24 protein-coding genes are annotated in these 26073 nt (G+C 59.0%); 17 read left to right on the top strand and 7 right to left on the bottom strand.

Features of this window, described 5'->3' with window-relative positions:
- The first annotated feature begins 163 nt into the window (after window positions 1–163).
- From NLU14_RS14865 to NLU14_RS14875, 3 genes are all read left to right on the top strand, one after another.
- Window positions 164–493, top strand: coding sequence for a hypothetical protein (locus NLU14_RS14865; RefSeq protein WP_275707851.1), 330 nt, complete (start codon window positions 164–166; stop codon window positions 491–493).
- Window positions 477–974, top strand: coding sequence for a hypothetical protein (locus tag NLU14_RS14870; RefSeq protein ID WP_275707853.1), 498 nt, complete (start codon window positions 477–479; stop codon window positions 972–974). The genes NLU14_RS14865 and NLU14_RS14870 overlap by 17 nt, the downstream gene beginning before the upstream one ends.
- Window positions 975–1230: 256 nt before the next feature.
- On the top strand, window positions 1231–2670 hold the full coding sequence (locus NLU14_RS14875; protein WP_476738651.1) for a DUF4124 domain-containing protein: 1440 nt from the start codon (window positions 1231–1233) through the stop codon (window positions 2668–2670).
- A gap of 133 nt (window positions 2671–2803) precedes the next feature.
- Here NLU14_RS14875 and NLU14_RS14880 read toward each other — a convergent pair whose 3' ends face one another.
- Window positions 2804–3331 carry an ankyrin repeat domain-containing protein gene (locus NLU14_RS14880; RefSeq protein ID WP_275707857.1) on the bottom strand — a complete coding sequence of 176 codons (528 nt, stop codon included), beginning with the start codon at window positions 3329–3331 and terminating at the stop codon, window positions 2804–2806.
- Between the two features lie 165 nt (window positions 3332–3496).
- Between NLU14_RS14880 and NLU14_RS14885 the strand changes: the two genes are divergently transcribed.
- Window positions 3497–4126, top strand: a complete 630-nt coding sequence (locus tag NLU14_RS14885; protein WP_275707859.1) for a YbhB/YbcL family Raf kinase inhibitor-like protein — start codon at window positions 3497–3499, stop codon at window positions 4124–4126.
- Window positions 4127–4226: 100 nt separating this feature from the next.
- Here NLU14_RS14885 and NLU14_RS14890 read toward each other — a convergent pair whose 3' ends face one another.
- A complete protein-coding gene (locus tag NLU14_RS14890; RefSeq protein ID WP_275707861.1) occupies window positions 4227–5303 on the bottom strand; it encodes a substrate-binding domain-containing protein in 1077 nt (358 codons plus the stop codon).
- 91 nt (window positions 5304–5394) lie between these two features.
- On the opposite strand from NLU14_RS14890, the gene NLU14_RS14895 reads away from it, so the two are divergent.
- From NLU14_RS14895 to NLU14_RS14920, 6 genes are all read left to right on the top strand, one after another.
- Window positions 5395–5931 (top strand): formate dehydrogenase subunit gamma, encoded by a 537-nt coding sequence (locus NLU14_RS14895; RefSeq protein WP_275707863.1) that lies wholly within the window; start codon window positions 5395–5397, stop codon window positions 5929–5931.
- Between the two features lie 17 nt (window positions 5932–5948).
- On the top strand, window positions 5949–7487 hold the full coding sequence (locus NLU14_RS14900) for a formate dehydrogenase beta subunit (RefSeq protein WP_275707865.1): 1539 nt from the start codon (window positions 5949–5951) through the stop codon (window positions 7485–7487).
- A 24-nt stretch (window positions 7488–7511) separates the two neighbouring features.
- On the top strand, window positions 7512–10427 hold the full coding sequence (fdhF, locus tag NLU14_RS14905) for a formate dehydrogenase subunit alpha (protein WP_275707868.1): 2916 nt from the start codon (window positions 7512–7514) through the stop codon (window positions 10425–10427).
- Entirely contained in the window at window positions 10408–11295 is an 888-nt protein-coding gene (fdhD, locus tag NLU14_RS14910) for a formate dehydrogenase accessory sulfurtransferase FdhD (RefSeq protein ID WP_275707870.1), read from the top strand. The genes fdhF and fdhD overlap by 20 nt, the downstream gene beginning before the upstream one ends.
- Window positions 11288–11509, top strand: a complete 222-nt coding sequence (locus tag NLU14_RS14915) for a formate dehydrogenase subunit delta (protein WP_275707872.1) — start codon at window positions 11288–11290, stop codon at window positions 11507–11509. Before fdhD ends, NLU14_RS14915 begins: the two co-directional genes overlap by 8 nt.
- A gap of 119 nt (window positions 11510–11628) precedes the next feature.
- A complete protein-coding gene (locus NLU14_RS14920; RefSeq protein WP_275707874.1) occupies window positions 11629–13758 on the top strand; it encodes a TonB-dependent receptor in 2130 nt (709 codons plus the stop codon).
- Between the two features lie 49 nt (window positions 13759–13807).
- On the opposite strand, the gene NLU14_RS14925 is transcribed toward NLU14_RS14920, so the two are convergent.
- Genes NLU14_RS14925 through NLU14_RS14935 form a run of 3 tightly spaced genes read right to left on the bottom strand, consistent with a single transcriptional unit; the run spans window position 13808 to window position 16796 of the window.
- Entirely contained in the window at window positions 13808–14854 is a 1047-nt protein-coding gene (locus NLU14_RS14925; protein WP_275707876.1) for a FecCD family ABC transporter permease, read from the bottom strand.
- A complete protein-coding gene (locus tag NLU14_RS14930; protein ID WP_275707878.1) occupies window positions 14851–15855 on the bottom strand; it encodes a FecCD family ABC transporter permease in 1005 nt (334 codons plus the stop codon). The genes NLU14_RS14925 and NLU14_RS14930 overlap by 4 nt, the downstream gene beginning before the upstream one ends.
- Window positions 15849–16796 (bottom strand): ABC transporter substrate-binding protein, encoded by a 948-nt coding sequence (locus NLU14_RS14935; protein WP_275707880.1) that lies wholly within the window; start codon window positions 16794–16796, stop codon window positions 15849–15851. The genes NLU14_RS14930 and NLU14_RS14935 overlap by 7 nt, the downstream gene beginning before the upstream one ends.
- Before the next feature lie 97 nt (window positions 16797–16893).
- Between NLU14_RS14935 and NLU14_RS14940 the strand changes: the two genes are divergently transcribed.
- The 3 genes from NLU14_RS14940 (at window position 16894) to NLU14_RS14950 (ending at window position 19252) form a co-directional block, all read left to right on the top strand.
- Entirely contained in the window at window positions 16894–17757 is an 864-nt protein-coding gene (locus tag NLU14_RS14940) for an ABC transporter ATP-binding protein (RefSeq protein WP_275707882.1), read from the top strand.
- A complete protein-coding gene (locus NLU14_RS14945; RefSeq protein ID WP_275707884.1) occupies window positions 17754–18680 on the top strand; it encodes a sucrase ferredoxin in 927 nt (308 codons plus the stop codon). The genes NLU14_RS14940 and NLU14_RS14945 overlap by 4 nt, the downstream gene beginning before the upstream one ends.
- A 122-nt stretch (window positions 18681–18802) precedes the next feature.
- Complete coding sequence (locus NLU14_RS14950; protein ID WP_275707886.1) at window positions 18803–19252, top strand: DUF302 domain-containing protein; 450 nt, start codon at window positions 18803–18805, stop codon at window positions 19250–19252.
- Here the strand turns inward: NLU14_RS14950 and NLU14_RS14955 are convergent.
- Complete coding sequence (locus tag NLU14_RS14955) at window positions 19239–19880, bottom strand: TetR/AcrR family transcriptional regulator (protein WP_275707888.1); 642 nt, start codon at window positions 19878–19880, stop codon at window positions 19239–19241. The genes NLU14_RS14950 and NLU14_RS14955 overlap by 14 nt on opposite strands.
- Window positions 19881–19994: 114 nt before the next feature.
- On the opposite strand from NLU14_RS14955, the gene NLU14_RS14960 reads away from it, so the two are divergent.
- Complete coding sequence (locus NLU14_RS14960) at window positions 19995–20549, top strand: carboxymuconolactone decarboxylase family protein (RefSeq protein WP_275707890.1); 555 nt, start codon at window positions 19995–19997, stop codon at window positions 20547–20549.
- 140 nt (window positions 20550–20689) lie between these two features.
- On the opposite strand, the gene NLU14_RS14965 is transcribed toward NLU14_RS14960, so the two are convergent.
- Complete coding sequence (locus tag NLU14_RS14965) at window positions 20690–22777, bottom strand: TonB-dependent receptor (protein WP_275707892.1); 2088 nt, start codon at window positions 22775–22777, stop codon at window positions 20690–20692.
- Window positions 22778–22933: 156 nt separating this feature from the next.
- Between NLU14_RS14965 and NLU14_RS14970 the strand changes: the two genes are divergently transcribed.
- The 3 genes from NLU14_RS14970 to NLU14_RS14980 all read left to right on the top strand — a co-directional run bounded on the left by NLU14_RS14970 (window position 22934) and on the right by NLU14_RS14980 (window position 26064).
- On the top strand, window positions 22934–23779 hold the full coding sequence (locus NLU14_RS14970) for a DUF547 domain-containing protein (protein WP_275707894.1): 846 nt from the start codon (window positions 22934–22936) through the stop codon (window positions 23777–23779).
- An 88-nt stretch (window positions 23780–23867) separates the two neighbouring features.
- Complete coding sequence (locus tag NLU14_RS14975; RefSeq protein ID WP_275707897.1) at window positions 23868–24824, top strand: sulfurtransferase; 957 nt, start codon at window positions 23868–23870, stop codon at window positions 24822–24824.
- A 25-nt stretch (window positions 24825–24849) separates the two neighbouring features.
- On the top strand, window positions 24850–26064 hold the full coding sequence (locus NLU14_RS14980) for a YeeE/YedE family protein (RefSeq protein WP_275707901.1): 1215 nt from the start codon (window positions 24850–24852) through the stop codon (window positions 26062–26064).
- Window positions 26065–26073 lie beyond the last annotated feature (9 nt).

A 26073-nucleotide genomic window follows, 5' to 3' on the forward strand; every position in this document is an offset into this window, starting at 1 on the left:
TATGACTTCAGTGGCGCGAGCAAAGCTGAGTGTTATTGATAATAAATAAACGGATTACCCAGACGGAACACTAGAAACAGCTGGAATTTCTATTAATGCTAGCGGAGGCTTTGGTGTAGGGGGTACATCAGGAGTCAATATAGTTTGGGACAGTAGTGGCAACGTGGGAGTCCAGACTATCGTTGGTGGCGGGGGAGAGTCTCCAAGTGTTTCAATTACAGTAAATGCTGAATCTAGTAACGCCGTCACAATTTACGATTTGGCTGGTGTCGGCGCTCAAACTGGTATCGATGGAGGCCAGGGTCTCGTATTTGAAGGCGGGGGATTTGGAGGAAAAGGTTATGAGGGTGTATACGGGGGAGTCGGCATTGGTGTCGGTGCACCTATTGGAGGATCAGGCTACGCGACCTATACATCAAATGTGATCATTATAAATATACCAGATGTTTATGATGCTATTATGAGGAAACTTATTGGTGGGTCATGTGATTAATTTTTTAACAATGGTTTCTCCTTTTGTTAGCGTCTTCGCTATTTTATTTCTGATCGCAACTATTTTTATTTTTTGCTTTTTTATATTTAATATGAGATTAAAAAGAGCATTAATATATTTTTCTAGTATATCTCTTGTCCTTTTGACATTTATGGGGAGCAAAGATCTCGCTTTTACTTATTTCCTTAAATCAAGCTTGGTAAGTGCCGATCAAATTCAAGGGCATGATGATTTGGTCGTTGAGCGAGAGTCTCTCCTGGAAGCGCTGAAAAGCATCAGTACTTTTAAGGGCGTTTCCGGCTCTCATCCAACGCAGCCATACTCATTTAGGTTGTTTTTGGATGGAAATTATTATGAGATGGAGATTGCCAGAGATTCTAGGAACGACAATGTGTTTTGGGTTTTTTATAAGGGATTCCCATTTGGAGGCGAGGTTGGTTTTATTGATGTTAATCAGGGGAGCCGTCTTCCTGATCATTGAGATAGGCCAACCATCGCGTGCGCGACTAGGGTATGTAAAAATGAGGCGCTTTGGGAGGGGCCTTCTTAGAAAACCTGAGGTATATCATTGGATCAATTGAAAACCACAGGCGGTGCTGATTAGTCCCGGCTATTTGATCCAACTGCTCCGTAGTAATGCTTGTTACTTTTGATTCGTTAATTCTTAGTGGGAGGATCGAGGCATACTCCAAGGGTGCACACTACCCCAAATATGACTGCGGACGCCGGAAGGGCCAATCCTCTACGACTACCACTATGGCGACCAGCTCAGCCAGGTCAGTGAAGGCAGTGAAACCCTCTCCTACACCTGGGATGGCAGCCTGCTGAAGGAAACCTGGTACCAGGGCGAACTCAACGAGGGTATCCAGTACGAGCACAACACTAACTTCCAGGTCAACCAGGTGACCTATGCCGGTGGCAGCACTAATTTGACATACGATCGGGACGGCCTGTTAACCGGCATCCACGGCTTCACCATCGGCCGTCACGCGGACCATGGTCTACCGGTAAGCCTGGATGATGGCACCCTGAACAAAACATTTGGCTACAACGGCCACGGGGAAGTCACTGACGTCAGCACCGAGCTGAACCAAACCTCAGCCTTCGACTACGACCTGACCTACAACAGCGTTGGGCAGATCGTCGGCAAAACCGAAACCCTGCCGGACGGCACGGTCAACCAGTACCGCGATGAGCACGATGCCTGCTTCCGCCTGACTGGTTTAAACCAAGGAGGTATTGTGCCCAGAATATTCAAGATAGCAGCGCTCTTTTGCCTATGCGCATCGTTTGGGCTTCAGGCGGGGGTCTACAAGTGGGTTGATGAGAATGGCCGCACGCATTTCAGCGATAAGCCACCGCCCAATCAACAAAAACGGAACGTGGAAGTATTGAATGATCGAGCAAAGGCGCCCCCTTCCAGTTCAAAAGCACAGGCGGATTATCGACAGCCTGCGGCAAGCAGGATCCTCCGGATAAGAAAGCTCTTCGAGGGTGAAGAGTTTGGCCAGTTAAATAGTGTGTTGGCCGACAGCTTGCGGGCGGTCAAGACGGAGATCGACCACGAGTCCCAACTCCGCGAGGCCTATCAGGTATTCCAGCAGGACGAACCGGCCTGGGAGGCTCTCTTTGATCGGTGGATATCTCGGTACCCGCAGCAGTACCAGGGTTATCTCGCCCGTGCGACCTATCTGGTTCACCGTGGCTGGGAAGCCCGTGGTGGAGCGTATATTGATGAAACCCCTCAAAAAAATATTGATCGGATGGTGGCGTTCATGAATCGGGCGCAGAGCGATCTGAGCCGGGCGTTGAGCCTGGAAGCTGGCGCACTGTGGGCCTACTGTCTGCGAATCAATATTGCCAAATCGGGTGGTCAGTACCCGGACGCCCTCCGCACATTGGAGCAGGCGACTAAGCGTTATCCGGCGACTTATCTGGCAAGGAAATACTACATCGAAATGCTGGACCCAAAATGGGGAGGGTCGCCACTTTCCATGATCAGCTTTGCTAACAGTGCGCAGCACCATGTGGGGACTAACCCCAGGCTTCGCCAGTTGGTTTCGTACGCTTACTACGAAGCCGGGCGTATGGCGTATATCAACAAAGAGTACGCACAGGCGAGTGGGTATCTTTCCATCGCCATTGATAAGGGCGGGCGGCCACCTGCAGGATTTTGACGCCGCCAAGATCGATGCGAAGCGAGCCATGGAGCTTGGGAACGCGGAAGCCAAGCGGTTTTACATGCGGCTGCAGCAGCTGACCAAGGGTTAGTCCGCTTAGGGCGGACTTCAAGCTCGCCCTGCAGTGCACTTACTCCAGGCGATCGACAGCCTCGTCCGCCCCCATGGTCCTGGCCAGATCCAGGGCCGATTGACCGTCCCCGTCCTCCAGCGACTTGTCCGCTCCTGCATCCAGCAAGCGCTCAATCATATCCACACGATTGAACATGGCAGCGACCATCAGCGGTGTTTTGGCGCCGGTCGGACGATGGTCGACGACAGCACCGGATGCCAGCAGCAGGTCTACAATGTCCATATCGCCCTGATAGACGGCGCTGGTCAGTGGTGTCTGTAACTGATCGTTGGGCAGGTTGGGGTCCGCGCCCTGTTCCAGCAGCAGGCGGGCGGTGTCCTTGTGGCCGTTGCTGCAGGCCAGCATCAGCAGGCTGTCGCCGGTATTGGTGCGTATGTCCACGGGCACGCCGGCATTGAGCATCACGCTGAGCGGGCCGGCACCGCCATTGCGGGCCAATTCGAACAGTCCCTGGGCAAAGGCGATGGCGTCTTCGTCCTGCTGGCTGTCAGGGCTCTGGGGGCTGCCTGGCTTGTCGTCACTCATGGTGTTCCTCTGGTTTTCCGGCGGATTAAAGCAAACCGTATCACGCCGGAATCGGTCTGCGAATTGGACTTGGGTACGGTATGGATCTGGACAGACCCACGACACCACTGTTAAAACCATGATAACAGGCAAGCAAAACCATCAAAGGTACAGGAGAACAGGACTGTGAAAATCAAGGTTCGAGGTATTGAGGAAGGTCAGCCGGTGCCGGAGAAGTTTGCATTTGGCGTCTACAGCGAACAGGACCACATGAGCTTTGGTCCCAACCGCAATCCGGAAGTGGTATGGGAAGACGCGCCCGAGGGCACCAGGAGCTTCGTGGTGATGATGTTCGATCCCGACGTGCCCAGTGTTGCGGATGATGTTAACCAGGAAGGCAAAACGGTGTCGAAGGATATACCCCGGGTGGATTTCTTCCACTGGTTGCTGGTGGATGTGGCGGCATCCGTTTCCCGTATTCCCGAAGGCGAGGACAGTGACGGCGTTATTCCCAAGGGCAAGGAGCCCGGCCCCGGCCCGATCGGCATTCGTGGCGTGAACAATTACACCCAGTTCCTGGCCGGTAATCCCGACATGGCTGGCACCTATGCCGGCTACGACGGCCCGTGTCCGCCCTGGAACGATGAAATTCTCCATCATTACCACTACGAAGTGCATGCCCTGGATGTTGAAACCCTGGGCCTGGATGGAGAGTTTGATGGCGCAGCGGTTCGTGAGGCCATGGCTGGCCATGTTCTGGCCAGCGCGCGGGTCACTGGCACCTACACGCTCAATCCGGATTTACGCCAAGACTGAGCAATCACGGGCAGTTCCCATCCAAGAAAAGCCGGAATGTCGGGTGACCGACTTCCGGCTTTTTTGATGCCTGACCATTGACCGACATCCTCTCCCTGGTTCAGCCGGTGCCTGCGAGCAACTGCTCAAAGGTGGTGATGGTTCCGGGGTTGTCCGGCTCGTATCCGGGAAGGTGGTGGATGCGGTCGATGAAGGGTTGTGAACGCATCAGCTCAATCAGGTGCGACAGGTTGCCCTGTGCCAGGCGCTCCTCGTGGCAGAGCAGCAGGTAATGTTCGCTCGCCATCTCGACGAAATCGAGGTTGAACTGGCTGGCGGCCGCTTCCACGCCGAAGCCCACGTCCGCCATTCCGGAAGCCACGAAAGCGGCGACGGCGGTGTGGGTGAACTCATGCTGGGGCGAGCGGTTGATGCTGTCCTCTGCAAGCCCGGCCTGGCGCAGTAGCAGGTTGAACAGGATGCGAGTGCCGGAGTGTCGGTCGCGGCCGATAAAGCGGAGCCCCGATTCGGCAAGTTCAGCCAGGGTCCGGACTTTTACCGGGGCGTCTTTGCGCATCATCAGGCCTTCGCGACGGGTGACAAAACGAATCAGGCGGAACCGGTTGCCGGCCAGTTGGTGTTGGTAGTGGGCCATGATTTCCCGGGCGCGCTCCGGGCAGGTGGGAAAGTGAAAGCTGGCCAGGTCGCATTCGCCCCGGTTGAGGGCGGTCAGTGCTTCCTCCGGGTTGCGGTATTGCAGGTTGATTTCAACCCGATCGGAAAATTCCGGCAGCACGGCGACGGCATAACCGTGGCTGGCGTGCAGGCGGAGCACCGGGTGCTGGCCCGCCAGCAGTTGCTGGATCTGGTCGTTGAACTCGGAGGCCATGCTGTCGATCTGAGGGCCCAGCCGTGCCTTGACCCGCTGGTCGGCCCAAAGCAGTTTTTCACCCAGCGCAGATAGCTCGGTGCCGTGGCCTTTTCGCATTCGCACCAGAGGTAAACCGAAGGTGTCGGCGCTCCGGTTAAGCAGATTCCAGGCGTGCCGGTAGGAGATTCCGGCCGCAGCGGCGGCTGCGGTGAGTTTTCCACTATCGCGGATACTTTCCAGCAGGTGGAAGAGCACCGGCTCGAACAGATCGCCCTCGTCGGTCTGGAAGATCCAGGCGGGCGAGATGGAAAGTTTCTTTTTATGCATGATTGTTCATATTCCGTTCGCCGTCCTTGGGTGGTAGCTTAGCCGCATTAGCGTTCCAGTGCTACATCAGAACAAAAAGGTAGGAACAGTTATGCATATGTCAGAGCAGGTTAACCAACAAAGGGGTGGCTCCGCAATGCCTACCGCTGGTGACTGGACACCCGACATGGTCCGGGACGAAGCGGACGCCCTGAAACACAAGCCCGGCGCCCTCCTTCCCATCCTTCATGCTGTCCAGAACCGCATTGGTTACATTCCCGAGGGTGCGGTGGCCATCATTGCTGAAGCGCTGCAACAGACCCGTGCCGAAGTGCACGGGGTGATCAGCTTCTACCACCATTTCCGTACGCACCCGGTGGGTAGCAAAGTGATTCACGTCTGCCGCGCGGAGGCCTGCCAGTCCATGGGCGGTCGCGCCCTGGAAGCGCATATCAAGGCCCGCCTGGGTGTGGATTATCACGGCACCACCGCCGATAACGAATTCACCCTGGAGCCGGTGTACTGCCTGGGTAACTGCGCCTGTGCGCCGTCTATCCGTGTGAACGATGACATTCACGGCCGGATTACTCCGCAGAAGTTTGATCGCCTGGCGGACAAGCTCACCACGGCCACGCTGGCTATCCGGTAGTGACAGGAGCATTGATCATGGCGACAAGAATTTATGTGCCCTGCGACACCACCGCGCTGTCCATGGGGGCGGACGAGGTGGCAGGGCTGATCGAGCACTACGCGGGTATCCGGGGCGTGGATATCGAACTCGTGCGCAACGGCTCCCGTGGCCTGTTCTGGCTGGAACCCCTGGTGGAAGTCGAGACGGCCACAGGGCGTATCGGTTATGGTCCGGTTGAACCGGACGATGTGCCGGGGCTGGTCGAGGCCGGCCTGTTCGAGGGCCAATCCGATCACCCACTGTTTCTCGGCCCGGTGGCGGACATCCCCTACCTCAAACGCCAGCAAAGGCTGACGTTTTCCCGCATTGGCATCACCGATCCGCTGTCCATCGCCGACTATCGTGCCCATGGCGGCTTCGACGGGCTCGACAAGGCCGTGTTGCTGTCTCCCCAGGCGATTGTGGATGAAGTAAAAGCCTCTGGCCTGCGTGGCCGCGGTGGTGCGGCCTTCCCCACCGGCATCAAGTGGCAGACGGTGCACGATGAGCCCTGGCAACAGCAGAAGTACATTGTCTGCAACGCCGACGAGGGCGATTCCGGCACCTTCGCCGACCGGTTGGCGATGGAGTGCGATCCCTACATGCTGATCGAGGGTATGGCCATTGCCGGACTGGCGGTGGGCGCCACCCACGGATTTATTTATCTGCGCTCGGAATACCCGGTGGCACACCGCATCCTTGAGGAAGCCCTCCATCGTGCTGAAACAGAAGGCTATCTGGGCAACGATGTCCGGGGCAGCGGCCGGGCGTTCCACCTGGAAGTCCGCCTGGCGGCCGGCGCCTATATTTGCGGCGAGGAAACCTCCCTGCTGGAAAGCCTGGAAGGCAAGCGCGGCCTGGTGAGGGCCAAACCACCCCTGCCGGCCATCAAAGGCCTGTTCGGCCAGCCAACCGTGGTGAACAACGTGCTGTCCTTTGCAGCCGTGCCTTTCATTCTCAGTCAGGGCGGCCAGGCCTATGCGGATTACGGCATGGGCAGGTCCCGGGGCACCTTGCCTGTCCAGTTGGCCGGCAACATTCGCCAGGGCGGTCTCGTGGAACTGGCGTTCGGCGTCAGCCTGAAGGAAATCCTGGAGGACTTTGGCGGCGGCACCTTCTCGGGCCGTCCCATGAAAGCCGTCCAGGTGGGCGGGCCGCTGATGGCTTACATGCCCGAGAGTAAGTGGGAAACACCCATGGATTATGAGGCTTTTGGCCAACTCGGCGCGGGTATCGGCCATGGAGGTGTCGTGGTGTTTGACGACACCGTGGACATGGGCGAACAGGCCCGGTTCGCCATGGAGTTCTGCACCGTGGAGTCCTGCGGCAAGTGCACACCCTGTCGGATCGGTTCGGTGCGTGGTGTTGAAGTGATCGACCGTATCCGCGCCGGCGAGAACCGCGAGGCCAACCTGGTCCTGCTGGAAGAGCTGTGCGAGACCATGGTTGACGGCTCCCTTTGTGCGATGGGCGGTATGACACCGTTCCCGGTACAGAGTGTGATGAAACATTTTCCGGACGACCTGACGGCCTGACCGACGCGAGTGGAGGCAATAACAATGTTGCACTATTACGACCCGAGTAAGACCGATCCCGGCAAGAGCGGCCCGAACCCGAACATCGACTATGGAACGCCGCCGAGTACATCCGAAACCCTGGTCAGCCTGTCCATCGACGGCACCGACATCGCTGTGCCTGAAGGCACTTCGGTGCTGCGGGCAGCAACCCTGGCGGGCATCAATATCCCCAAACTGTGCGCGTCGGACAACCTGGAAGCCTTTGGCTCCTGCCGCATGTGCGCGGTGGAAATCGAAGGTCGACGGGGTTATCCCGCGTCCTGTACCACGCCGGTTTCCGAAGGCATGGCGGTCACCACCCAGAACGGCAAACTGGCGAAGCTCCGGCGTAACATCATGGAGCTGTACATTTCCGATCACCCGCTGGACTGCCTCACATGTCCGGCCAATGGCAACTGCGAACTGCAGGACGTGGCCGGTGCCGTGGGTCTGCGGGAAGTGCGCTATGGCTTCGAGGGCGAGAACCACCTGGATGCGGAAGTGGACGACTCCAACCCCTACTTCAGCTTCGACCCCAGCAAGTGCATCGTTTGCTCCCGCTGTGTGCGTGCCTGTGAGGAAGTGCAGGGCACCTTCGCCCTGACCATCGACGGCCGTGGTTTTGATTCCAAGGTCTCCGCCGGCCAGAACGACCCGTTCATGGATTCCGAGTGTGTGTCCTGCGGCGCCTGCGTGCAGGCCTGCCCCACCTCCACGTTGATGGAAAAGAGCGTGATCGACGCCGGCCAGCCCGAGCACAGTGTGGTGACCACCTGCGCCTACTGCGGCGTGGGCTGCTCGTTCAAGGCGGAAATGAAAGGCGACCAGCTGGTGCGCATGGTGCCCTACAAGGGTGGCGACGCCAACCACGGCCACTCCTGCGTGAAGGGGCGCTTTGCCTTCGGCTACGCCACCCACAAGGACCGCATCAAGGAACCGATGATCCGGGACTCCATCAACGACCCCTGGAAAGTGGTGTCCTGGGACGAGGCCATCGAGTTTTCGGCGAAGAAACTCAGGGACACCCAGGCGAAATATGGCCGGGAAAGCATTGGTGGCATCACTTCCTCCCGCTGCACCAACGAGGAAACCTACCTGGTTCAGAAACTGATCCGGACGGCGTTCGGTAACAACAACACCGATACCTGTGCGCGGGTGTGTCATTCCCCCACCGGCTTTGGTCTGAAGACCACTATGGGCGAATCCGCCGGTACCCAGACCTTCGATTCGGTGATGAAAGCGGACACCATCGTTGTGATCGGCGCCAACCCTACCGATGCCCACCCGGTGTTTGCTTCGCTGATGCGCCGTCGCCTGCGCCAGGGTGCAAAACTGATTGTGATTGATCCGCGCCGCATCGACCTGCTGAAAACGCCCCACGGCACCGAGGGCATTCACCTGCCGCTACGCCCGGGCACCAACGTGGCCATGGTGAATTCCCTGGCCCACGTGATTGTGACCGAGGGTCTGGAGGACAAGGCCTTTATCGAGAGCCGCTGCGAATCCAGGCAGTACAAACAGTGGCGTGAGTTCATCTGCGAGGAACGCAATTCGCCGGAAACCCTGGAAGCGGTGACCGGCGTCCCCGCCGAACGGGTAAGGGAAGCCGCCCGCGCATACGGCGAAGCGGGCAACGGTGCCATTTACTACGGCCTGGGTGTCACCGAGCACAGCCAGGGTTCCACCATGGTCATGGGCATCGCCAACCTGGCCATGGCCACCGGCAACATCGGCCGTGAAGGGGTGGGTGTGAACCCATTGCGGGGCCAGAACAACGTTCAGGGTTCCTGCGACATGGGCTCCTTCCCCCACGAACTGCCAGGGTACCAGCATGTGGGCGACCCGGCCGTGCGGGCCAAGTTTCAGGACTCCTGGGGCGTGGCCATTGACGACGAACCGGGGCTGCGGATTCCCAATATGTTTGATGCTGCCATTGCCGGCAGCTTCAAGGCCATGTATGTGCAGGGCGAGGACATTGCCCAGTCCGATCCCAATACCCAACATGTGGAGGCAGCGCTCAGCTCGCTGGATTGCCTGATCGTGCAGGACATCTTCCTGAACGAAACCGCCAAGTACGCCCACGTGCTGCTGCCGGGCTCCACCTTCCTGGAGAAGAATGGCACCTTTACCAACGCCGAGCGCCGCATCAACCGGGTGCGTAAGGTAATGGCACCGGTGGCGGGCCTGGAGGACTGGGAAGTGACTATGGCCCTGTCTAACGCCCTGGGCTACCCCATGCACTACAATCACCCCTCCGAAATCATGGACGAGATCGCCCGGCTGACGCCAACGTTCACCGGTGTCAGTTACGACAAACTGGACGAGTTGGGCAGTATCCAGTGGCCCTGCAACGAGGAACATCCGGGCGGCACGCCGACCATGCACACCCTGGATTTCCCGATCGGCAAGGGCAAGTTCGCGGTTACTGAGTATGTCGCCAGCGAGGAGAAAGCCAACCGCAAGTTCCCGCTGCTGCTGACCACCGGGCGCATCCTGAGCCAGTACAACGTAGGCGCGCAAACCCGTCGCACCGAGAACAGCCAGTGGCATAACGAGGATGTACTGGAGATTCACCCCAGCGACGCCGAACTGCGCGGTATTCGTGAGGGCGACTGGCTTGGCATCACCAGCCGCGTGGGACAGACGGTTCTGCGGGCGAGGATCAGTGACCGCATGCTGCCGGGGGTGGTCTGGACCACCTTCCATCACCCGGGCAGTGGCGCCAATGTGATCACCACCGACAGCTCCGACTGGGCCACCAACTGCCCGGAATACAAGGTGACGGCGGTTCAGGTGGAGAAGGTGTCCCAGCCGTCGGAATGGCAGCGCCATTTCGAGCAGTTCGACCAGCGTCAGCTCAAGTTACTGAAATCTGAGGCTGGTCACACGGAGCCGTCTGATGCGCCGGCGCTCAAGTAGTCCGGAATCAGCTGCCGTGGCAGCCACTGGCCCCGATTCGCCCAAAGATTTCCCGGCGGTCCGTCAGACCGCCGTGGAGGTTTGTGGTGGAATTGAGGGCGCGCCAGGGCAGGACCTGGTGGCCGAAGAAGTGCCCGTGGCGATGGTGTACAACGGCGTCTCCCATGCGGTAATGATGGCCTCCCCCTGCGATCTGGAGGACTTTGCGCTGGGCTTCAGCCTCACTGAAGGCGTTCTGGACCGCCCGGACCAACTGTTCCAACTGGATGTGGTGATGGTGGAAGACGGCATTTCCATCGAGATGCACATAGCGGGTGAGTGTTTTGCACGGTTGCGGAAACAGAGACGGAACATGACAGGACGGACCGGGTGCGGGCTGTGTGGCACCGAATCCCTGGCCCACGCCGTCCGGGCGATACCCCGGGTGCCGATCCACACGGTGCCGGGTGACGAGCTGGTACAGCAGGCCCTGCGCAATCTTCGGAACCACCAGCCCCTGCAGAAACAGACCGGGGCCACTCACGGCGCCGCCTGGTGCGACAACCAGGGTCGCATTGAGCTGGCCCGGGAAGATGTCGGTCGCCACAACGCACTGGACAAACTGATCGGTGCGCGTACACGGGAATTCGGCGACACAGCCTTTGATGACGGCTTTGCGCTGATTTCCAGCCGCGCCAGTTTCGAGATGGTGCACAAAAGCGCCAGCGTTGGTATCCGTTGCCTGGTCGCGGTCTCTGCGGCCACGGCCCTGGCTGTCCGGGAGGCGGGAAAGGCCGGCATGACGCTGATTGGTTTTGCTCGTCCCGGACGGCACGTGATCTACAACCGTGGTGATGACCAACCTTCTGAGGAATGCGAGGATGAGTGACCAACAGCTCCAGAACCTGATCAAGATGATCAACCAGATCAGCGACAATAACCTCCACCATGGCGATGAGAGCGAGGCGACCGAGGTAGTTGCTAACCATATCAAGAAGTTCTGGGCCCGGAGTATGAAACAGCAAATCACCGATTACGCAACGTCGGACGGGGTAGAGTTGAATTCCGTTTCCCGGCTGGCAGTCAAATGTCTCATGAAGTGAGTTATCGTGGCTTTGATTTAGACAATGATAATTGTTAGCATTTGCACCTCATTAACATGAGGTAATGCCTGTCATCCAGAAGATGTGGGCCAAATGCATTAACAATTCGAGAACTGTCTATGAAAACTCCGGAGTCACGTCCCCTGCTGTTGGCCCTGGCCATGGCGGCCGTTCCCGGCGCTGTGCTGGCGCAATCCTCCTCGAACAACCCATCTGGCGGTAACGCCGAAGCCCTGCCTGATCTGGTTATTACTGCCACGCGCAACAAAAGTACGGCCGGAGAGACTCCGCAGAAAACGACCATCATTACCCGTGAGCAGATCGAGCAGCAGCAGGCAATTACCAATGACCCCGGCCAGGTGCTGAGCAACCTGATCCCCTCCTATTCCCCGGGCCGCCAGAAACTGTCCAATGCCGGTGAAACCTTCCGGGGCCGGTCGCCCCTGTTCCTGGTGGACGGTGTGCCCCAGAGCAACCCGCTACGGGACAGTGCGCGGGACAGTTACACCATCGACCTGGACATGGTCGAGCGCATTGAGGTGATCCACGGCGCCAGTGCCGAGCATGGCCTGGGCGCCACCGGCGGCATCATCAATTTTGTGACCCGTAGGCCCGAAAGCGGCCGGATGTCCCAGTCCGTCTCCGCCAGCGTTACCAGTGACGACGATGTGGATTCCGACGGCCAGGGCTACAAGGTGGGTTACCGGGTCAGTGGACAGCAGGGCCGCTGGGATTATCTGCTGGGCGGAAATATCCAGGAACGGGGCATCTTCTACGACGGCAAGGACCGTCTGGTGGGCGTTGCCTACCCCGGCGAACTCCAGAACTCGGAAAGTTACGACGTTCTCGCCAAGCTGGGCTACTGGCTGGACGACGACCAGAACGTGGGGTTTTTCATCAACCGCTTTGAGCTTGAAGGCATGGGTGGTTACGTGCCGGTGCCCGGTGACCGCGATAATGGCGTACCCACCATGGCGCGCCCGGGTATTCCCGATGGTGAGCCCGGATACAATGAAGTTACCACCGCCCGTCTCTCGTATTCCCATGGCGACTGGCTGGGCAACCAGGTGGATACCCAGTTCTACAGCCAGACCTTCCGGGCCCGGTTTGCCACCACCCCCTACTTTCCGTATGTGGATAGCAACGGCAATTCCCAGTTGGACCAGACCCGTAACGAATCCGACAAACTGGGCGCCAAATTCACCCTTACCCGGGACGGTTTGCTGAACGATCACCTCACCCTGACAACCGGGCTGGATGTCCTCGAGGATGAAACCCGGCAGATGTTGGTCGAAACAGGGCGGACTTACGTACCCAAGTCGCAGTTTCGCAATTACGCGGCCTTCCTGCAGGGCGATATTGCGGTTACTGATAGTCTGACTCTGCATACCGGCGTTCGCCACGAACAGGCGGATCTCAAGGTGGACACCTACAACACCATCGACCGCAGCAATGTCACCCAGGACAACGTCACCGTCCAGGGTGGCAACCCGGACTTCAACGAGACCCTGTTCAACGCGGGTGTGGTCTACCAGGCCACCGACCATATACAGCTGTTTGCCAACTATTCCGAGGGTTTTGGCATGCCGGATGTGGGCCGTGTGCTGCGAGGTATCGGTGACCCCGGTCAGGACGTCGATAACCTGCTGCAACTACAACCCATTGTGACGGACAACCGCGAAATTGGTACCCGGTTCGACTGGGACCGCTACCATCTGGAGGTGAGTTACTACGAGTCGGATTCGGACTTTGGTGAGCGCCTGACCGAAGTGAATGGCACCTGGGTTGGCAGCCGGGAAAAAACCGAGATCCAGGGTGTGGAAGTGACGGCCGATGCGGACCTGAACGAAGCACATAACCTGGCGTTCTCCTACACCTATGCCGCGGGCAAATCCGATACCGACGGTGATGGCGATGTGGACACCAAGCTGAGCGGCATCAACATTGCGCCGGAAACCTTCAGGTTGAGCTGGTCAGCGGCCTGGACACCAGCGTTGTCCAGCCACCTGCAGTTCAGCCAGTTCCTGGATCGGGACATTGAGGGCGACGACCTGGATTTCGACGGTTACGGATTGCTGGATGGCTCCGTGATCTACCAGACCCGTGCCGGGAAGGTTTCCCTCGGTATCGAGAACCTGCTGGATAAGGACTACTTCACCTACTACTCCCAGTCTGCCCGGGTCAGTGACGAGTATTACTTCCAGGGCCGTGGCCGCACTATTACCCTGGGGTATCAGCTCGACTTCTGATCAGCCGCCATTCCACAGTCCGGGGCCTTTGCTCCGGGCTGTGCCTTCATCACCCCAGTTCGCGCCTGAGCCGGTACAGCAGGTACACAAAAAACGGCGCGCCGATACCGGCCACAAAGATACCCGCCGGCAGGTCCCTGGGTATGAAGGCAACCCGCCCGATCCAGTCCGCATAAAGAAGAATCAACGCGCCTATGAGTGCCGCGATGGGTAGCAAGCCCGTATGTCCGCTGGTAACCAGACGCCTTGCCATGTGCGGTGCGATCAGGCCGACGAAACCGACTGCCCCTGCATAGGCCACGGCGGAACCGGCTAGTCCCACAGCCAATACCAGAAACAACAGTCGATGACTCTGCAGGGCGCTACCCAGGCCCTGAGCCATGTCCTCCCCCATGGACTGGGCGTCCAGGTGTCGCAGTTTGATCAGCGCCAGGGGCCAGCAAACCACCAGCCAGGGTGCCAGGGCGGTTACGTCGTGCCATTGCGAGGCGTAGAGGCTTCCCGTCAGCCAGATATAGGCATTCATGGCGGTGGAGTCCGGGCTCAGTACCAGCAGAAGGGTGGTCACTGCCGTCAGTGCAGCGGCGAGGCCGACACCAACAAGAACCAGTCTGGCGGGGCTGATACCCCGGTGCCAGGCCAGGGCCGTAATGCAAAGAGCGACAGCGAAAGCGCCGCCCATGGCGACCGGCGCCAGCAACAGGGAGGTGCCGGCGACACCGCCCAGCCAGAGAAACAGCACCGCTGCTGCAGACGCCCCACTGGTGATGCCAATAACGTCCGGAGAGGCCAGCGGGTTTCTTACCAGGCCCTGCAGGATAAGGCCCGCAGAACCCAGTGCGCCACCCACCAGTATGGCCATGATTATCCTGGGTAAACGGATTTCCAGGATGATCAGCGACAGCTCCGACTGGCCCGGGGCAACCAGTGTGCCGAGTACCTCCATAAACGATGTTGGATGGCTGCCCGAGGCCAGCGCCAGAAGACTGCTAACGGCCAACAACACCGCCAGGGCCAGCGTGACCACCAGTACCCTGACATTCAGCTTGACCGACCAGCGGTCTTTGGGCGATCGAAGGACGAGGGAGCGGGTCATGACACTTTCCTCAGGTGCCGGGCAAGGTGGAGGAACAACGGCGTGCCCATTAATGCCGTCATTACACCCACGGGGACCTCCTGGGGAGGTATGACCAACCGGGCGACGGTATCGGCGGCCAGCAGAAGAGTAGCGCCGAGAATGGCAGACAGGGGCAGAAACCAGCGGTGATCGGTGCCGAAAATTCCCCGGGCCATATGCGGCACAATCAGGCCGACAAAACCGATCAGCCCCGCCATGGCCACGGATGTGCCCGCCAGCACGATGACCACAAGGCCGATCAGCAGCCTCACATGTCCCACTTTCAGGCCCAGGCCGCGGACCACCTCATCGTCCAGCCCCAGCAGGTTCAGTTGTCGGCATAACAGCAGGGCAACGAGCAATGCCAGGCAGAACAGCGGCAGCAGCGGCAGTATCGCCTCCAGGTCGCGTCCGGAGACGGATCCCGCCAGCCAGAACAGGATGCTCTCGAAACGGTCCTGGTTGAGGATCAGCAGGCCCTGGGCAAAGGACACAAACAGGGCAGTGACCGCGACACCGGCAAGAACCGTACGCACGGGGGATATCCCGCGCCCGGCTTCCTGGCCCAGGAAATAGACCAGAAATGCGGCTGTGGCCGCCCCGGTAAAGGCTGCCCACACCAGTTCGGAGGGTGAGGTCAGTGAGAACAGCGTGGCACCGACGACCACGAAGAACATGGCTCCGGCATTGATGCCCAGGATGCCGGGCGAGGCGAGTGGATTGCGGGTAAGTGTCTGCATCAGCGCACCAGCAATGGCCAGGCCAGCACCCACGATCAGCGCGGTCATGGTGCGGGAAAAGCGCTCGGTGCGGATAACCAGGTGTTCCAGGGAGCCGGGGTCGTAATCCACCAGGCTTGCCGCCAGCATATCCAGCGAGACCGGTATGTGCCCGAAGACCAGGCTGGATACCATGGCCGCCAGCAGCAGGCCCAGGCAGAACAGGGCGCCCGACACTCTTGCCAGCAGGGACGTCAGCACAGGGCGCACTCCCGTTGATCTGGCTGCTCCAGGTCGTAGTGCCGGTATAGTTCATCAAGCATACGGTTGGCGGCGATAATGCCGGCCCCCATGTTCCAGGTCACCGGGTCCACCTGATAGACATCGTTCTGTCGCACCGCCCGCAGGCTGTTCCAGAGTGGGTGGCTGGACCAGGCATCGTAGGTGCGCTGCACCGCGGGGTCGTCCTCCATGAAGATAAAGACTGCCTCGGCATCCATCGCCGGGATGCTTTCCTGGCTGGTGAGCTTTATGCCCCAGCCCTCCTTGCGATGGTCAACCGGAGCGACAAACCCCAATTCGTCCAGAACGGAACGGGCGAAACCATCGTAGTAGATGCGGGCATGGTCGGCGCGAAAGCTGAGGATTGCCACTTCCTGGGGCCAATGCTCACCCAGTTTGCGCCGGATCCGGGTCCTGAAATCCTCCACCCGTGCCTGCCATTGCGCCAGCAATGCCTCACCGCTTGCCATGCGGCCGGTGGCTTCCGCCATCAGTGCCAGCAGTGCCTTGAAATCATAGACGTTGCCCGGAATGACGGTGGGAGCGATACGGGTCAGCAGGGGGTAGATGGTTCGGTGGCGGTTCCGGGCCCCGACAATCAGGTCCGGCGACAGCCAGGCAATACGCTCCAGGTCCGGCTGGGTTTCGAGCCCGAGATAGGTGACGTCCTGAAGCTCAGACCTCAGGTAGTGGTACATGGGCTTTTCGGTCCAGGACTCCACCACGCCCACCGGTTCAATGCCCAGTGCCACGGCGGTGTCGGTTGCCCCCTGATAGAGCGACACAACGCGATCCGGGCTGCCCTGGATGGTGGCGCTGCCTAGCGCGTGCTCCACGACGGTGACGGAGTTGGTGGCAGTGGCAGCAGGTGACAGGACAAAACTGGTGGCGATCAGCAGGAAGCCGGCATTGCGGAGCATGGTGAATCCGATTGATGGACGGTCGGTGACAACGGACCGATTTGATAATGAGAATGGGAGATAATATCATCTGAGCTCATTCAAAAGCGACGTCAACATGCCCCTCAATCGACATTCTTCAACACCGGATTCCGCTGGCTTGCCACGACTGCGCGGCGAAGCCCTGTGCGCCGGATACAATGGCCGGCAAGTGCTGGCGGATGTGGATTTCACGGTGCGGGACAGCAGCGTCACCGTTCTGCTTGGGCCAAACGGTTCTGGTAAGTCCACCCTGCTCAAAACCCTGGCGCGGACACTGGCGCCCAGCGCCGGCAAGGTGCTTCTGGACGGTACCGATATCCATCGGCAATCCACCAGGGCCGTGGCGCAGCGGCTGGGGATACTGCCACAGAGTCCCTCGGCGCCGGATGGCCTGACGGTGAGGGAGTTGGTAGGGCTCGGTCGCTTTCCCTACCAGAGCCTGATGCGCCAGTGGTCCAGGCACGATGACGCCGCTGTTGAGGAGGCCATGGCCGTGGCTGATGTGGCCACCTTCGCGGACCGGCCGGTGGATGCCCTGAGCGGCGGGCAACGCCAGCGTTGCTGGATTGCCATGGTGCTGGCCCAGGAGACGGAGCTGTTACTGCTGGACGAGCCCACCACCTTCCTTGATCTGAAGGTACAGGTGGATCTACTGGAACTGTTGGTGTCCCTGGCTCATCAGAAGGGGCGGACATTGCTGGTGGTGCTCCATGACCTGAACCTGGCCGCCGCCTATGCCGACCGGCTGGTGATGATGAAGGCGGGCAGGATTCTGCACGACGGCCCGCCCGAGACGGTTTTTACCGCTGCCAACCTCAAGCAGGTGTTTGACCTCGACGCCCAGGTTATCCGTGAGCCCCTGGCGGGCCGGCCGGTTTGTGTACCGGTCAAGCGGTCGCTGGCGGGCGGCGCAGCCAGGCCCTCGGTGGCAACGGTATGAGCACGGCCGCACACCGGTTCTGCACCGTCGAAAGTGTGCAGGCCGGCGATCCTCTAGCCGGCACTGCCACCCATGCCGCCAGAAACCTCCTGATCAGTTGGCCGCGGCCAAAATGGTCCCGCAGTCTGCGAATTGCACGGGATATGGACGACGACCTGGCCGAACGGATAAATCGCCTTGCCGCCAACGGGCGTCGGGTAAACCTGATCGATCAGCGTAGTCGCCCGGCCTTCAGCCACCGTATTTACCTGCTGCCTGAAGGTCGCTGTTTCGATCTTGCCCGCAGTGACCTGCATGCTTTTCTGGCGGCGCTGGAATCCGGCAGCGATCTGGCTGGTTGGCGCGGCGTGGCTATAACGCAGTCCCTTGTGCTCTGCTGTACCCATGGCCGCAAGGATAAGTGCTGTGCCAAGTTTGGCTACGCAGCCTACCAGGAGTTGGCCGGGACGGTAGAGGACCGGAAGCTGCCGTTTGAAGTCTGGGAAAGCTCTCACCTGGGAGGATGCCGGCTTGCCGCCAGCGTGATGGTGTTTCCCGCGATGCGCAAATATGGCCGGGTGGCATCGGAGCAGGTGTTGCCCCTGCTGCAACACGAGGCTGACGGTATTCCCTACCTGCCCTGTTATCGGGGCCAGTCCCTGCTCACTCCGGCCCAACAGTGTGCCGAGATCTCAGCCCTGGAGTGGCTGGAGGCACATGAAATCTCCGCCAGCCTTGCGGTAATGCCTGAAGCCGCCTGTAGTGATGATAAGGACGGTAAGGAGGTCACCGTTCAGGTCAACTGGACCTCGGAAGACGCTTCTGGTGCCTTGGTGGCCCGATGCGGCACCACCGAGGTTATGCGCGTGGATACCTGTGCAGACCTGGACGAGGGCCCAACGGCGTCCACCTGCTGGATCGTAAAAGACATCAGGCCGCTTTGATCAACGCTTGAGGGGGATATAAAGCTAATGGCCAAGTTGTCGGCCGGTTGGGGAAAGTGGAGTGGACGGCCTGTATAGTCTAGGCTCTACCAGGTACAGGTTTCCTGTCGGAGAATTCAAATATGAGTATTCGAGTCCTTGTTCTTCTCGCGCTTTCGATCACCACCCTCGCAGCCAGCGCCGCCGATGGGCTAATTACAGTCGCCAGTCCCCATACTGCGCTGGCGACCATGGACCGGTTGGAAACCATCGTTAAGGATCGAGGCCTGAAAGTGTTTGCCCGAATTGACCACTCCGCTGGTGCGGAACGCCTCGGTTCGTCACTGCGACCGACCGAGCTACTGATATTCGGGAACCCGAAAGGCGGTACTCCACTCATGCAGTGCGCCCAGTCAGCGGGTATTGATCTTCCCCTCAAAGCCCTCGTGTGGGAGGACGCCGACGGTCAGGTATGGCTGGGTTACAACGACCCGGAGTGGTTGGCGCAAAGACACGGTGTTCCCGAATGCCCGGTCGCCAGCAATCTGGCAGGCGCACTATCGGGTATGGCAGCGGATGCTACGACACCGTAGCGCCCGGATGGGTTAAACGGCGGTCTTGATCGACCCTGTATGCGTCAAGGATTGAGGCCATATCTTCGCCCAGTTCGGTCAGCGCCTGTGGTGGAAGCTTTCGCTCCGCGATGGACCGTATCCCCATGATCTGTCCCTGAAGCAGTCGCGCCAGACGTCCGCAATCCGTGGACGCCTTAAGCTCCCCCCGCTGTTTGGCGTCCTCCAGCAATGTCCGGAACGCGTGTTCAATCTGTTCCAGAAAGGCCTGGGCCTGTTTCGACAGGCCCGGATGGGTGTGGCTCGCTTCCAGCAGGGTTTTGACAATCATACAAGCGCGGGAGGGTGCCGCGCCGGGCCTGGCGCAGCCTCTGGCGATGGTTTGCAGGTAGGCTTTCAGGCCCTCAATGATGGTGGTATGACCGGCCATGTGGGTGGCAAGTTCGCGGCCGCCGGCTTCGGCATAGTGGGCCAGCGCTTCGGAATAAAGCGCATCTTTGCTACCGAACGCCGCGTAAATACTACCCGGACGCATGTCCAGCGTTTCCTCAATCTGTTTCATGGAGCTCCCATGATACCCCTTTGCCCAGAACAGATTTACGGCATTTGCCAAAGCCACGTCGCGGTCAAAGCTGGGAGGTCGGGCCATGGATCACCTTGCATAGGTTGTTGAGCTTATGTTCAATTATATCTTGAGTGATCGATCAAAAACAGTTACCGTTAAGTTGTAATTGAGCGATCACTCATAAACTAGGAGGTGAACATGAAACGGTTTACGCTACACGATGCGCATTCCGCACCGGAAGGTTCCAGACACCTGCTGGAAAAGTCCCAGAAGGGTTTTGGCATGATCCCCAGCCTGCATGCCGTGATGGCGGAGTCTCCACAAGTTTTGGAAGGCTACCAGAAGCTACATGCACTGGTTCTGGAGAGCAGCTTCGATAACGAAGAGAAAACCGTGGTCTGGCAGACCATTAGCGTTGAGAACTCTTGCCATTACTGCGTTCCGGCGCATACCGGTATCGCTAAAATGATGGAAGTTCCCGACAACATCATTAACGCACTTCGGGATGAAACACCGCTGCCCAGTGACAAGCTTGAGGCGTTGCGTACATTCACCCTGGCCGTTATGAGAAAGCACGGTAACGTCGACCGGGAAGATCTGGATGCGTTCCTCGGTGCCGGGTACAACAACCGTCAGGTGCTTGAAGTGATTCTGGTATTGTCACAGAAGGTGATGAGTAACTACATCAACCACATCGCCGAAACGCCGGTTGATGAGCCATTCAAGAAATTTGCCTGGAGCAAGACGCCATAATTCTGACCACGCCGGGATATCGGCTCCGGAATGGCTTGAGGCGCGGGGCCCCGGCGATTTTCTGGATCGGTAAAAACATCAGGCCGCGTTGATAGCGGCCTGATGTCTGGTTTCTGCCAATCCCCTGTTTACCAATCCGCTTACCAATCCACCCCATAGGTCAGCATCACCGTGCGGCCCGGTGCGGTGGTGTATTGGGTGTCGAAATTGTAGATCTGTGAGATCACCGGGAAGTAGTCTTCGTTCAGCAGGTTGCTGATCGCCAGGGTGATGTCGCCGTTACCGGTCCGCCATTTGCTGGTCAGGTCCAGCACGGTGAAGGACTCCACTTCACCTACCCCGAATCCGCTGCCACTGAAGCGGTCCCGGTCACCCACCACCATGGCTTGCAGGCGGTTGGTCCAGCGTGCCGTGGTGTCGTGTTCCACGTAGCCGGTTACCTTGAGCGGCGGAATGCGGTTGCCGGCCAGGTAGGTGTCATAACTGCCGTTATCGTCCGAGTCCACCTTGCCTTCCAGCCAGGTGAAGGTGCCACCGGTGCTCAGGCCGCTCGTGGGATAGACATTGAATTCCGCTTCGAAACCGTAGATGCGCTCAGGGCTCCGGAGCACCGGGATGGGTTCGTTGGCGTTGGCCGCTGCCAGGCTGGTGCCCAGCTCGGATTCACTATAGAACAGTGCCAGGGCAAGATCGGCGCGATCCCATACTGCCTCGGTACCAAGCTCATAGTTGTCGACGACCTGCGGCTCCGGGCGGATCTGGTCAAGCGAGGTGCCCTGCTGGGGCTGGCGCAGGGTGCGGCCGATCTCGGGCACGGTGAAGCCCTGGGAGAAGCTGGCGGTAGCCGCCCAGACATCGTTCACCTGGTATCGGGCGCCGGTATTGAACACGGTTTCGCTGTATTCCAGTTCTCCGCCCTCGACATCCGCACCGAAGACCGTGGTGTAGTCGTCCACTTCAAACCAGAATTTCTCGTACCGCACACCGGCATTGACGGTCCATTTTGGATTCAGCTGGAGCTCCGCCTGCAGGAAAGGCGCCACGCTGTTCTGGTCCATCTCCGGCACGAAGGTACGCCCGTCTTCCAGTGGTTGGGAGGTGGTTTCCATCAGGGTATCCAGCCCCCAGAGCAGTTTGGCACCGGACATGACGTCGAACGGTGTCTCGAAGTCGAGGCGTGAGCCAATGCGTTCGGATTCGGTTAGTGACTGGCCGCCACCGGGATAGAAAGTGGCGAAGTAGCCGAAACGGGTCATGTAGTCGCGATAGTAGAGTTGCGCGCCCAGTGAGGTATCGCCGAACAACTGACGGTCGCTGTAGGTCAGGTTCACGTTCAGGTTTTCAGTGCCCTGATCCTTGCCGCCCGGGTCGCCTTTAACAGCCCGGGTTTTCTGTTCGCCGTACACACCGGGCTCCAGGACATAGTTGGTGTCCTGTTTGATGTCGTAGTAGCTGGTGGTCAGTTCCAGCCGTTTGTCAGCATCCAGGTCAAAGCCGAGTTTGGCCAGAAGGTCGAACTCGCGGGAGTCGGCGATACCGCCCTGGCCGTTCGGGTCCGGTGGAATGCGGTCACCATCGGCATCGAAGAAATTGGCCCGCTGCTCATAGGAACCACGGAACTGGTAGTCAAAGTCGCCGGAGCCGCCGATCACGCTCTGGGACAGTCCGAATTGCTCGCTGTCCTTGATGTGTTCGGTGGAAAATCCGCCGTTCAGCTCGGTACGGAAAAGGGGCGCACCCTTCTCATTCTTGCGGGTGATAATGTTGATGATACCGCCGGTGCCACCGAACCCGTAAACGCCGTTGGAACCCCGGATAACTTCGATGCGCTCGATCGATGACGGATCGATGGAGTTCAGGGAGTGCAGGCCGTCCCGCAGGCTGATGGTCTGGGGAATGCCGTCAATCAGCACGAAAAGGTTGCGGCCCCGCAAGGTCTGGGCAACAGTGGTTAAGCCGTGGGTAGAGGGCGCCAGGCCGGGCACCGTTTTGGCTAGGATGTCGCCAATGTTGCCGCCCAGGGCGGATTGCTTGTCGATCTGGTCGCGATCAACGACTGTCACTGCGCCAGGGTTGACGTTCAGTGAGTCCAGGCCGCGAGTGGCGGTGACTTCAAGTGTATCCAGGGATTGTGGGGATTTTCCGGTGCCTTCCTGTGCGGTTGCAGTGGTAGCGCATCCCAGCGCGACAATCAGTGAAAAACGTAGCTTGTTGATTTGTTGGGGCATTATCAGACACCTGATGGTTGTTTGCACACAGGTGCGGAATCTAAACTAAATGTAATTGATTATCAATACCGATAAAGGTGTAACAGGTTGCTCTTTACCGTGTCAGGGTGGGTAGTTAAATCCACCGAGTGAACCATCAGCAATGAGGAGTATGGAGTGACCAAGCCCAGACTGTTTATACCATGCCTTTTCCTGTTCGGCCTGATCCTTTCCACCAATGCCAGCGCGGACAACGCATTGTTTGAGCCGTATCAGGCGTTACTGACAGACCACCTGACAGAGGCTGAAACACCGGATGGAGGGCTGGTTTCAGCCTTTGATTACGAGGCCGCACTGAGCGAGCCGGAAACAGAGAAGCTGTTGGCGGACCAGCGTGAGAGGCTGGCCGGGTTCGACATCGCTTCCCTGGAGGGCAGGGAGGAATCCGTTGCCTTCTGGATCAACACCTACAACTTTTTCATGCTGGATCAGATCCTGTCAGAACAGCCTGGCGGAAAACTGGTGTCTTCGGTATGGGATTACGGCGGACGGGTGAATCCGTTCGTGGACAATGTCTTTGAGCGGGAGAAATTTGTCATTGGTGGCGAGGAGTACAGCCTGAACCGGATGGAAAAAGGCATTCTGCTCGGCGACAACTATGCTGACAGGGGCTGGAAGGATGTCCGGGTTCACTTTGCGGTGAACTGTGCATCCGTTGGTTGCCCGCCATTGCGGAACACGATCTATACCGCTGACAACCTTGAGGACCTGCTGGCCGAGAATACCCGGCGGGCGTTCAATACCGATCGTCACCTGAAGGTTGAGGGCGATTCGCTCTACGTGACCGAGTTGTTCAAGTGGTATGAAGAGGACTTCGTGGAAGCTGCAGGCTCGGGAAAGGCATTCATTGAACAATCGGCGGATACCTCGGTAGCAGACCGTGTTGCCGATACCTCGACCATGAAGTTCATTGATTACGACTGGGCGCTGAACAAGCCAGACAACTTTCCGGAATTCCGTTAGAAGCAAATACAATAAAAACACGGCTATGCATTCCTTTCTATTGATTTCATAATGAATGTTCAAAAATGACAGTCACAGGAGAAATGCCATGAGCCGTTTATTAGCGATTGTTCTGGTCTTTGCCAGTTCGCTGGCAATGGCCAAAGGTGGCGAAACATCGCCTCTGGTGGATGCCGATTGGCTAAACGGAAATCTTGACCGGGAAAACCTTGTGATCCTGGATGTTCGTTCCGGCATCGATAATGGGGGTGACCGCAGCAGCTTTCAGGAAGCTCACATTCCCGGCTCCATCTACAGCAGCTACACCGGCGATGGCTGGCGGGAAAGCCGGGACGGTGTCGCTGGGCTTCTGCCCCCGGTTGCTAGCCTGGAACGCCTGATTGGTGGTCTCGGAATCGGGAATGACGACACCGTAGTCATTGTGCCCGCAGGCACTGGTGCGACAGACTTTGGCAGTGCAGCCCGGGTGTACTGGACCTTCCGTGTATTGGGCCATGATGATGTGACCATCCTTAATGGCGGTTTCGCCGGTTGGAAGGCCGAAGGGCACGAGATCGCCAGTGGCGAAGGTGACCAGCCCGCTGTTACAGAATTCGAGGGTACGCTCCAGCAGGATCTGATTGCCTCACTGGAGGAAGTCGAGGAGGCCCGGGGCACTCAGGCCCAGCTGGTGGATGCCCGCCCGTCGGACTATTTCCGGGGTGAAAACCAGTCGCCGGCCGCCCGGGCGCCAGGCACGATTCCCGACTCACGCAGCCTGCCCCACGTGGGTTTCCTGGGTGAACGTGACCAGGCCTGGTACCTCAATGAAGACAGCATTACCGCGCAGGTAAACGAGGCTGAACTGGATCCCGGCACCCGTACCATTGCCTTCTGCAATACTGGCCACTGGGCTGCCACGGACTGGTTTGTGCTGAGTGAGTTGGCGGGATTTGAAGAAGTTGCGCTGTATGACGGTTCCATGGCCGAGTGGTCCCAGGACAGTGATCGCCCGCTGCAGGTCGCCAAGAAAGGCCTGAGCAGGCTTCTGGATGTGTTTAACTGATCTGTTTTAGACAAGTGGATGTGTGATGGCTGATTCCGCAGTTCTCCAGCCCGGGCTTCAGCAGCCCGGCTGGCAGGTGGACCGTTTTATCGTATCAACCGCGCTGGTGGGCCTTGCCCTGCTGGGTGGGTTGATCTGGCTGGAAACCGCCCCATTCATGGTAGCGCTGTTTGTCGTTGGCACCGTGCTGGGTATGGCTCTGTACCACGGTGCCTTTGGCTTTACTGCCGGCTGGCGAAATCTGGTGGTGAAGAAACGTGGTGCTGGTATGCGCGCCCAGTTGCTGCTGTTCGGGGTAACCTCGCTGATCATGGTGCCCATGCTCCACAGTGGGCAGGCCGGCCTGGTGGGTGCGGTTGCACCCGTGGGTACGTCCCTGGTGGTGGGCTCCTTTCTGTTTGGTATTGGTATGCAGCTGGGCGGTGGTTGCGGTTCCGGCACGCTGTTCACCGTGGGGGCCGGCAATATCCGTATGGTTGTGACGCTGGTGTTCTTTATTGCCGGTGCGGTTCTTGGCTCCATCCACCTGCCCTGGTGGCTGGACCAGCCCGGGTTTGACCCGGTGCCGCTGGTCAACAGTTTCGGTATCAGCGGTGCCATTCTCGTACAGTTTGTCGGGCTCGGGCTGATTGCCTGGTGGGTTAACCGCATTGAGCGCAAGGCTCATGGCTCCGTCGAACGGGATGAACTGCTGTGGAAAAGCCAGGGGCATGGGGTTTTCCGAACCATACTCAGTGGCCGCTGGCCGTTCACCTGGGCGATCCTGATTCTGGCGGCCGGTAACGCGCTCACCCTGGCCATCGGCGGGGCGCCCTGGAGCATTACCTTCGCGTTCAACGTCTGGGGAGCCAAAGCCCTGGAGGTGGTCGGCGTGAACATGTCCCAGTTCGAGTTCTGGACCTGGGAGTATCCGGCCATGGCGCTGAAGGATTCGGTGCTTACCAATATCCCCTCGGTGATGAACTTCGGGCTGCTGCTTGGCGCCATGCTGGCGGCGGGCCTGGCCAACCGCTTTAACCAGGCCAGTCGCATCCGCCCGGAAGGTCGCCAGTTCCTGGCTGCCGTGGTGGGCGGCCTGCTGTTGGGTTATGGCGCCCGGCTCGGCTTTGGCTGCAACATCGGGGCGCTGTTTTCCGGCATTGCTTCCGCCAGCCTGCACGCCTGGGTATGGTTTGCCAGCGCCTTTGCCGGCTCGCTGATCGGTATTCGCCTACGGCCCTGGTTCCGGTTACCCAACTGATGCGGGAGG

This window comes from Marinobacter iranensis (assembly GCF_029207565.1).
Classification (GTDB): Bacteria; Pseudomonadota; Gammaproteobacteria; order Pseudomonadales; family Oleiphilaceae; genus Marinobacter; species Marinobacter iranensis.

Bases quoted from the DNA above. Each gene is read 5' to 3' on its own strand.
- NLU14_RS14880 (WP_275707857.1), bottom strand. From the start codon at position 3,331: ATGAGTGACGACAAGCCAGGCAGCCCCCAGAGCCCTGACAGCCAGCAG.
- NLU14_RS14890 (WP_275707861.1), bottom strand. From the start codon at position 5,303: ATGCATAAAAAGAAACTTTCCATCTCGCCCGCCTGGATCTTCCAGACC.
- NLU14_RS14895 (WP_275707863.1), top strand. From the start codon at position 5,395: ATGCATATGTCAGAGCAGGTTAACCAACAAAGGGGTGGCTCCGCAATG.
- NLU14_RS14900 (WP_275707865.1), top strand. From the start codon at position 5,949: ATGGCGACAAGAATTTATGTGCCCTGCGACACCACCGCGCTGTCCATG.
- fdhF (WP_275707868.1), top strand. From the start codon at position 7,512: ATGTTGCACTATTACGACCCGAGTAAGACCGATCCCGGCAAGAGCGGC.
- fdhD (WP_275707870.1), top strand. From the start codon at position 10,408: ATGCGCCGGCGCTCAAGTAGTCCGGAATCAGCTGCCGTGGCAGCCACT.
- NLU14_RS14915 (WP_275707872.1), top strand. From the start codon at position 11,288: ATGAGTGACCAACAGCTCCAGAACCTGATCAAGATGATCAACCAGATC.
- NLU14_RS14920 (WP_275707874.1), top strand. From the start codon at position 11,629: ATGAAAACTCCGGAGTCACGTCCCCTGCTGTTGGCCCTGGCCATGGCG.
- NLU14_RS14925 (WP_275707876.1), bottom strand. From the start codon at position 14,854: ATGACCCGCTCCCTCGTCCTTCGATCGCCCAAAGACCGCTGGTCGGTC.
- NLU14_RS14935 (WP_275707880.1), bottom strand. From the start codon at position 16,796: ATGCTCCGCAATGCCGGCTTCCTGCTGATCGCCACCAGTTTTGTCCTG.
- NLU14_RS14940 (WP_275707882.1), top strand. From the start codon at position 16,894: ATGCCCCTCAATCGACATTCTTCAACACCGGATTCCGCTGGCTTGCCA.
- NLU14_RS14945 (WP_275707884.1), top strand. From the start codon at position 17,754: ATGAGCACGGCCGCACACCGGTTCTGCACCGTCGAAAGTGTGCAGGCC.
- NLU14_RS14950 (WP_275707886.1), top strand. From the start codon at position 18,803: ATGAGTATTCGAGTCCTTGTTCTTCTCGCGCTTTCGATCACCACCCTC.
- NLU14_RS14955 (WP_275707888.1), bottom strand. From the start codon at position 19,880: ATGGCCCGACCTCCCAGCTTTGACCGCGACGTGGCTTTGGCAAATGCC.
- NLU14_RS14960 (WP_275707890.1), top strand. From the start codon at position 19,995: ATGAAACGGTTTACGCTACACGATGCGCATTCCGCACCGGAAGGTTCC.
- NLU14_RS14965 (WP_275707892.1), bottom strand. From the start codon at position 22,777: ATGCCCCAACAAATCAACAAGCTACGTTTTTCACTGATTGTCGCGCTG.
- NLU14_RS14975 (WP_275707897.1), top strand. From the start codon at position 23,868: ATGAGCCGTTTATTAGCGATTGTTCTGGTCTTTGCCAGTTCGCTGGCA.
- NLU14_RS14980 (WP_275707901.1), top strand. From the start codon at position 24,850: ATGGCTGATTCCGCAGTTCTCCAGCCCGGGCTTCAGCAGCCCGGCTGG.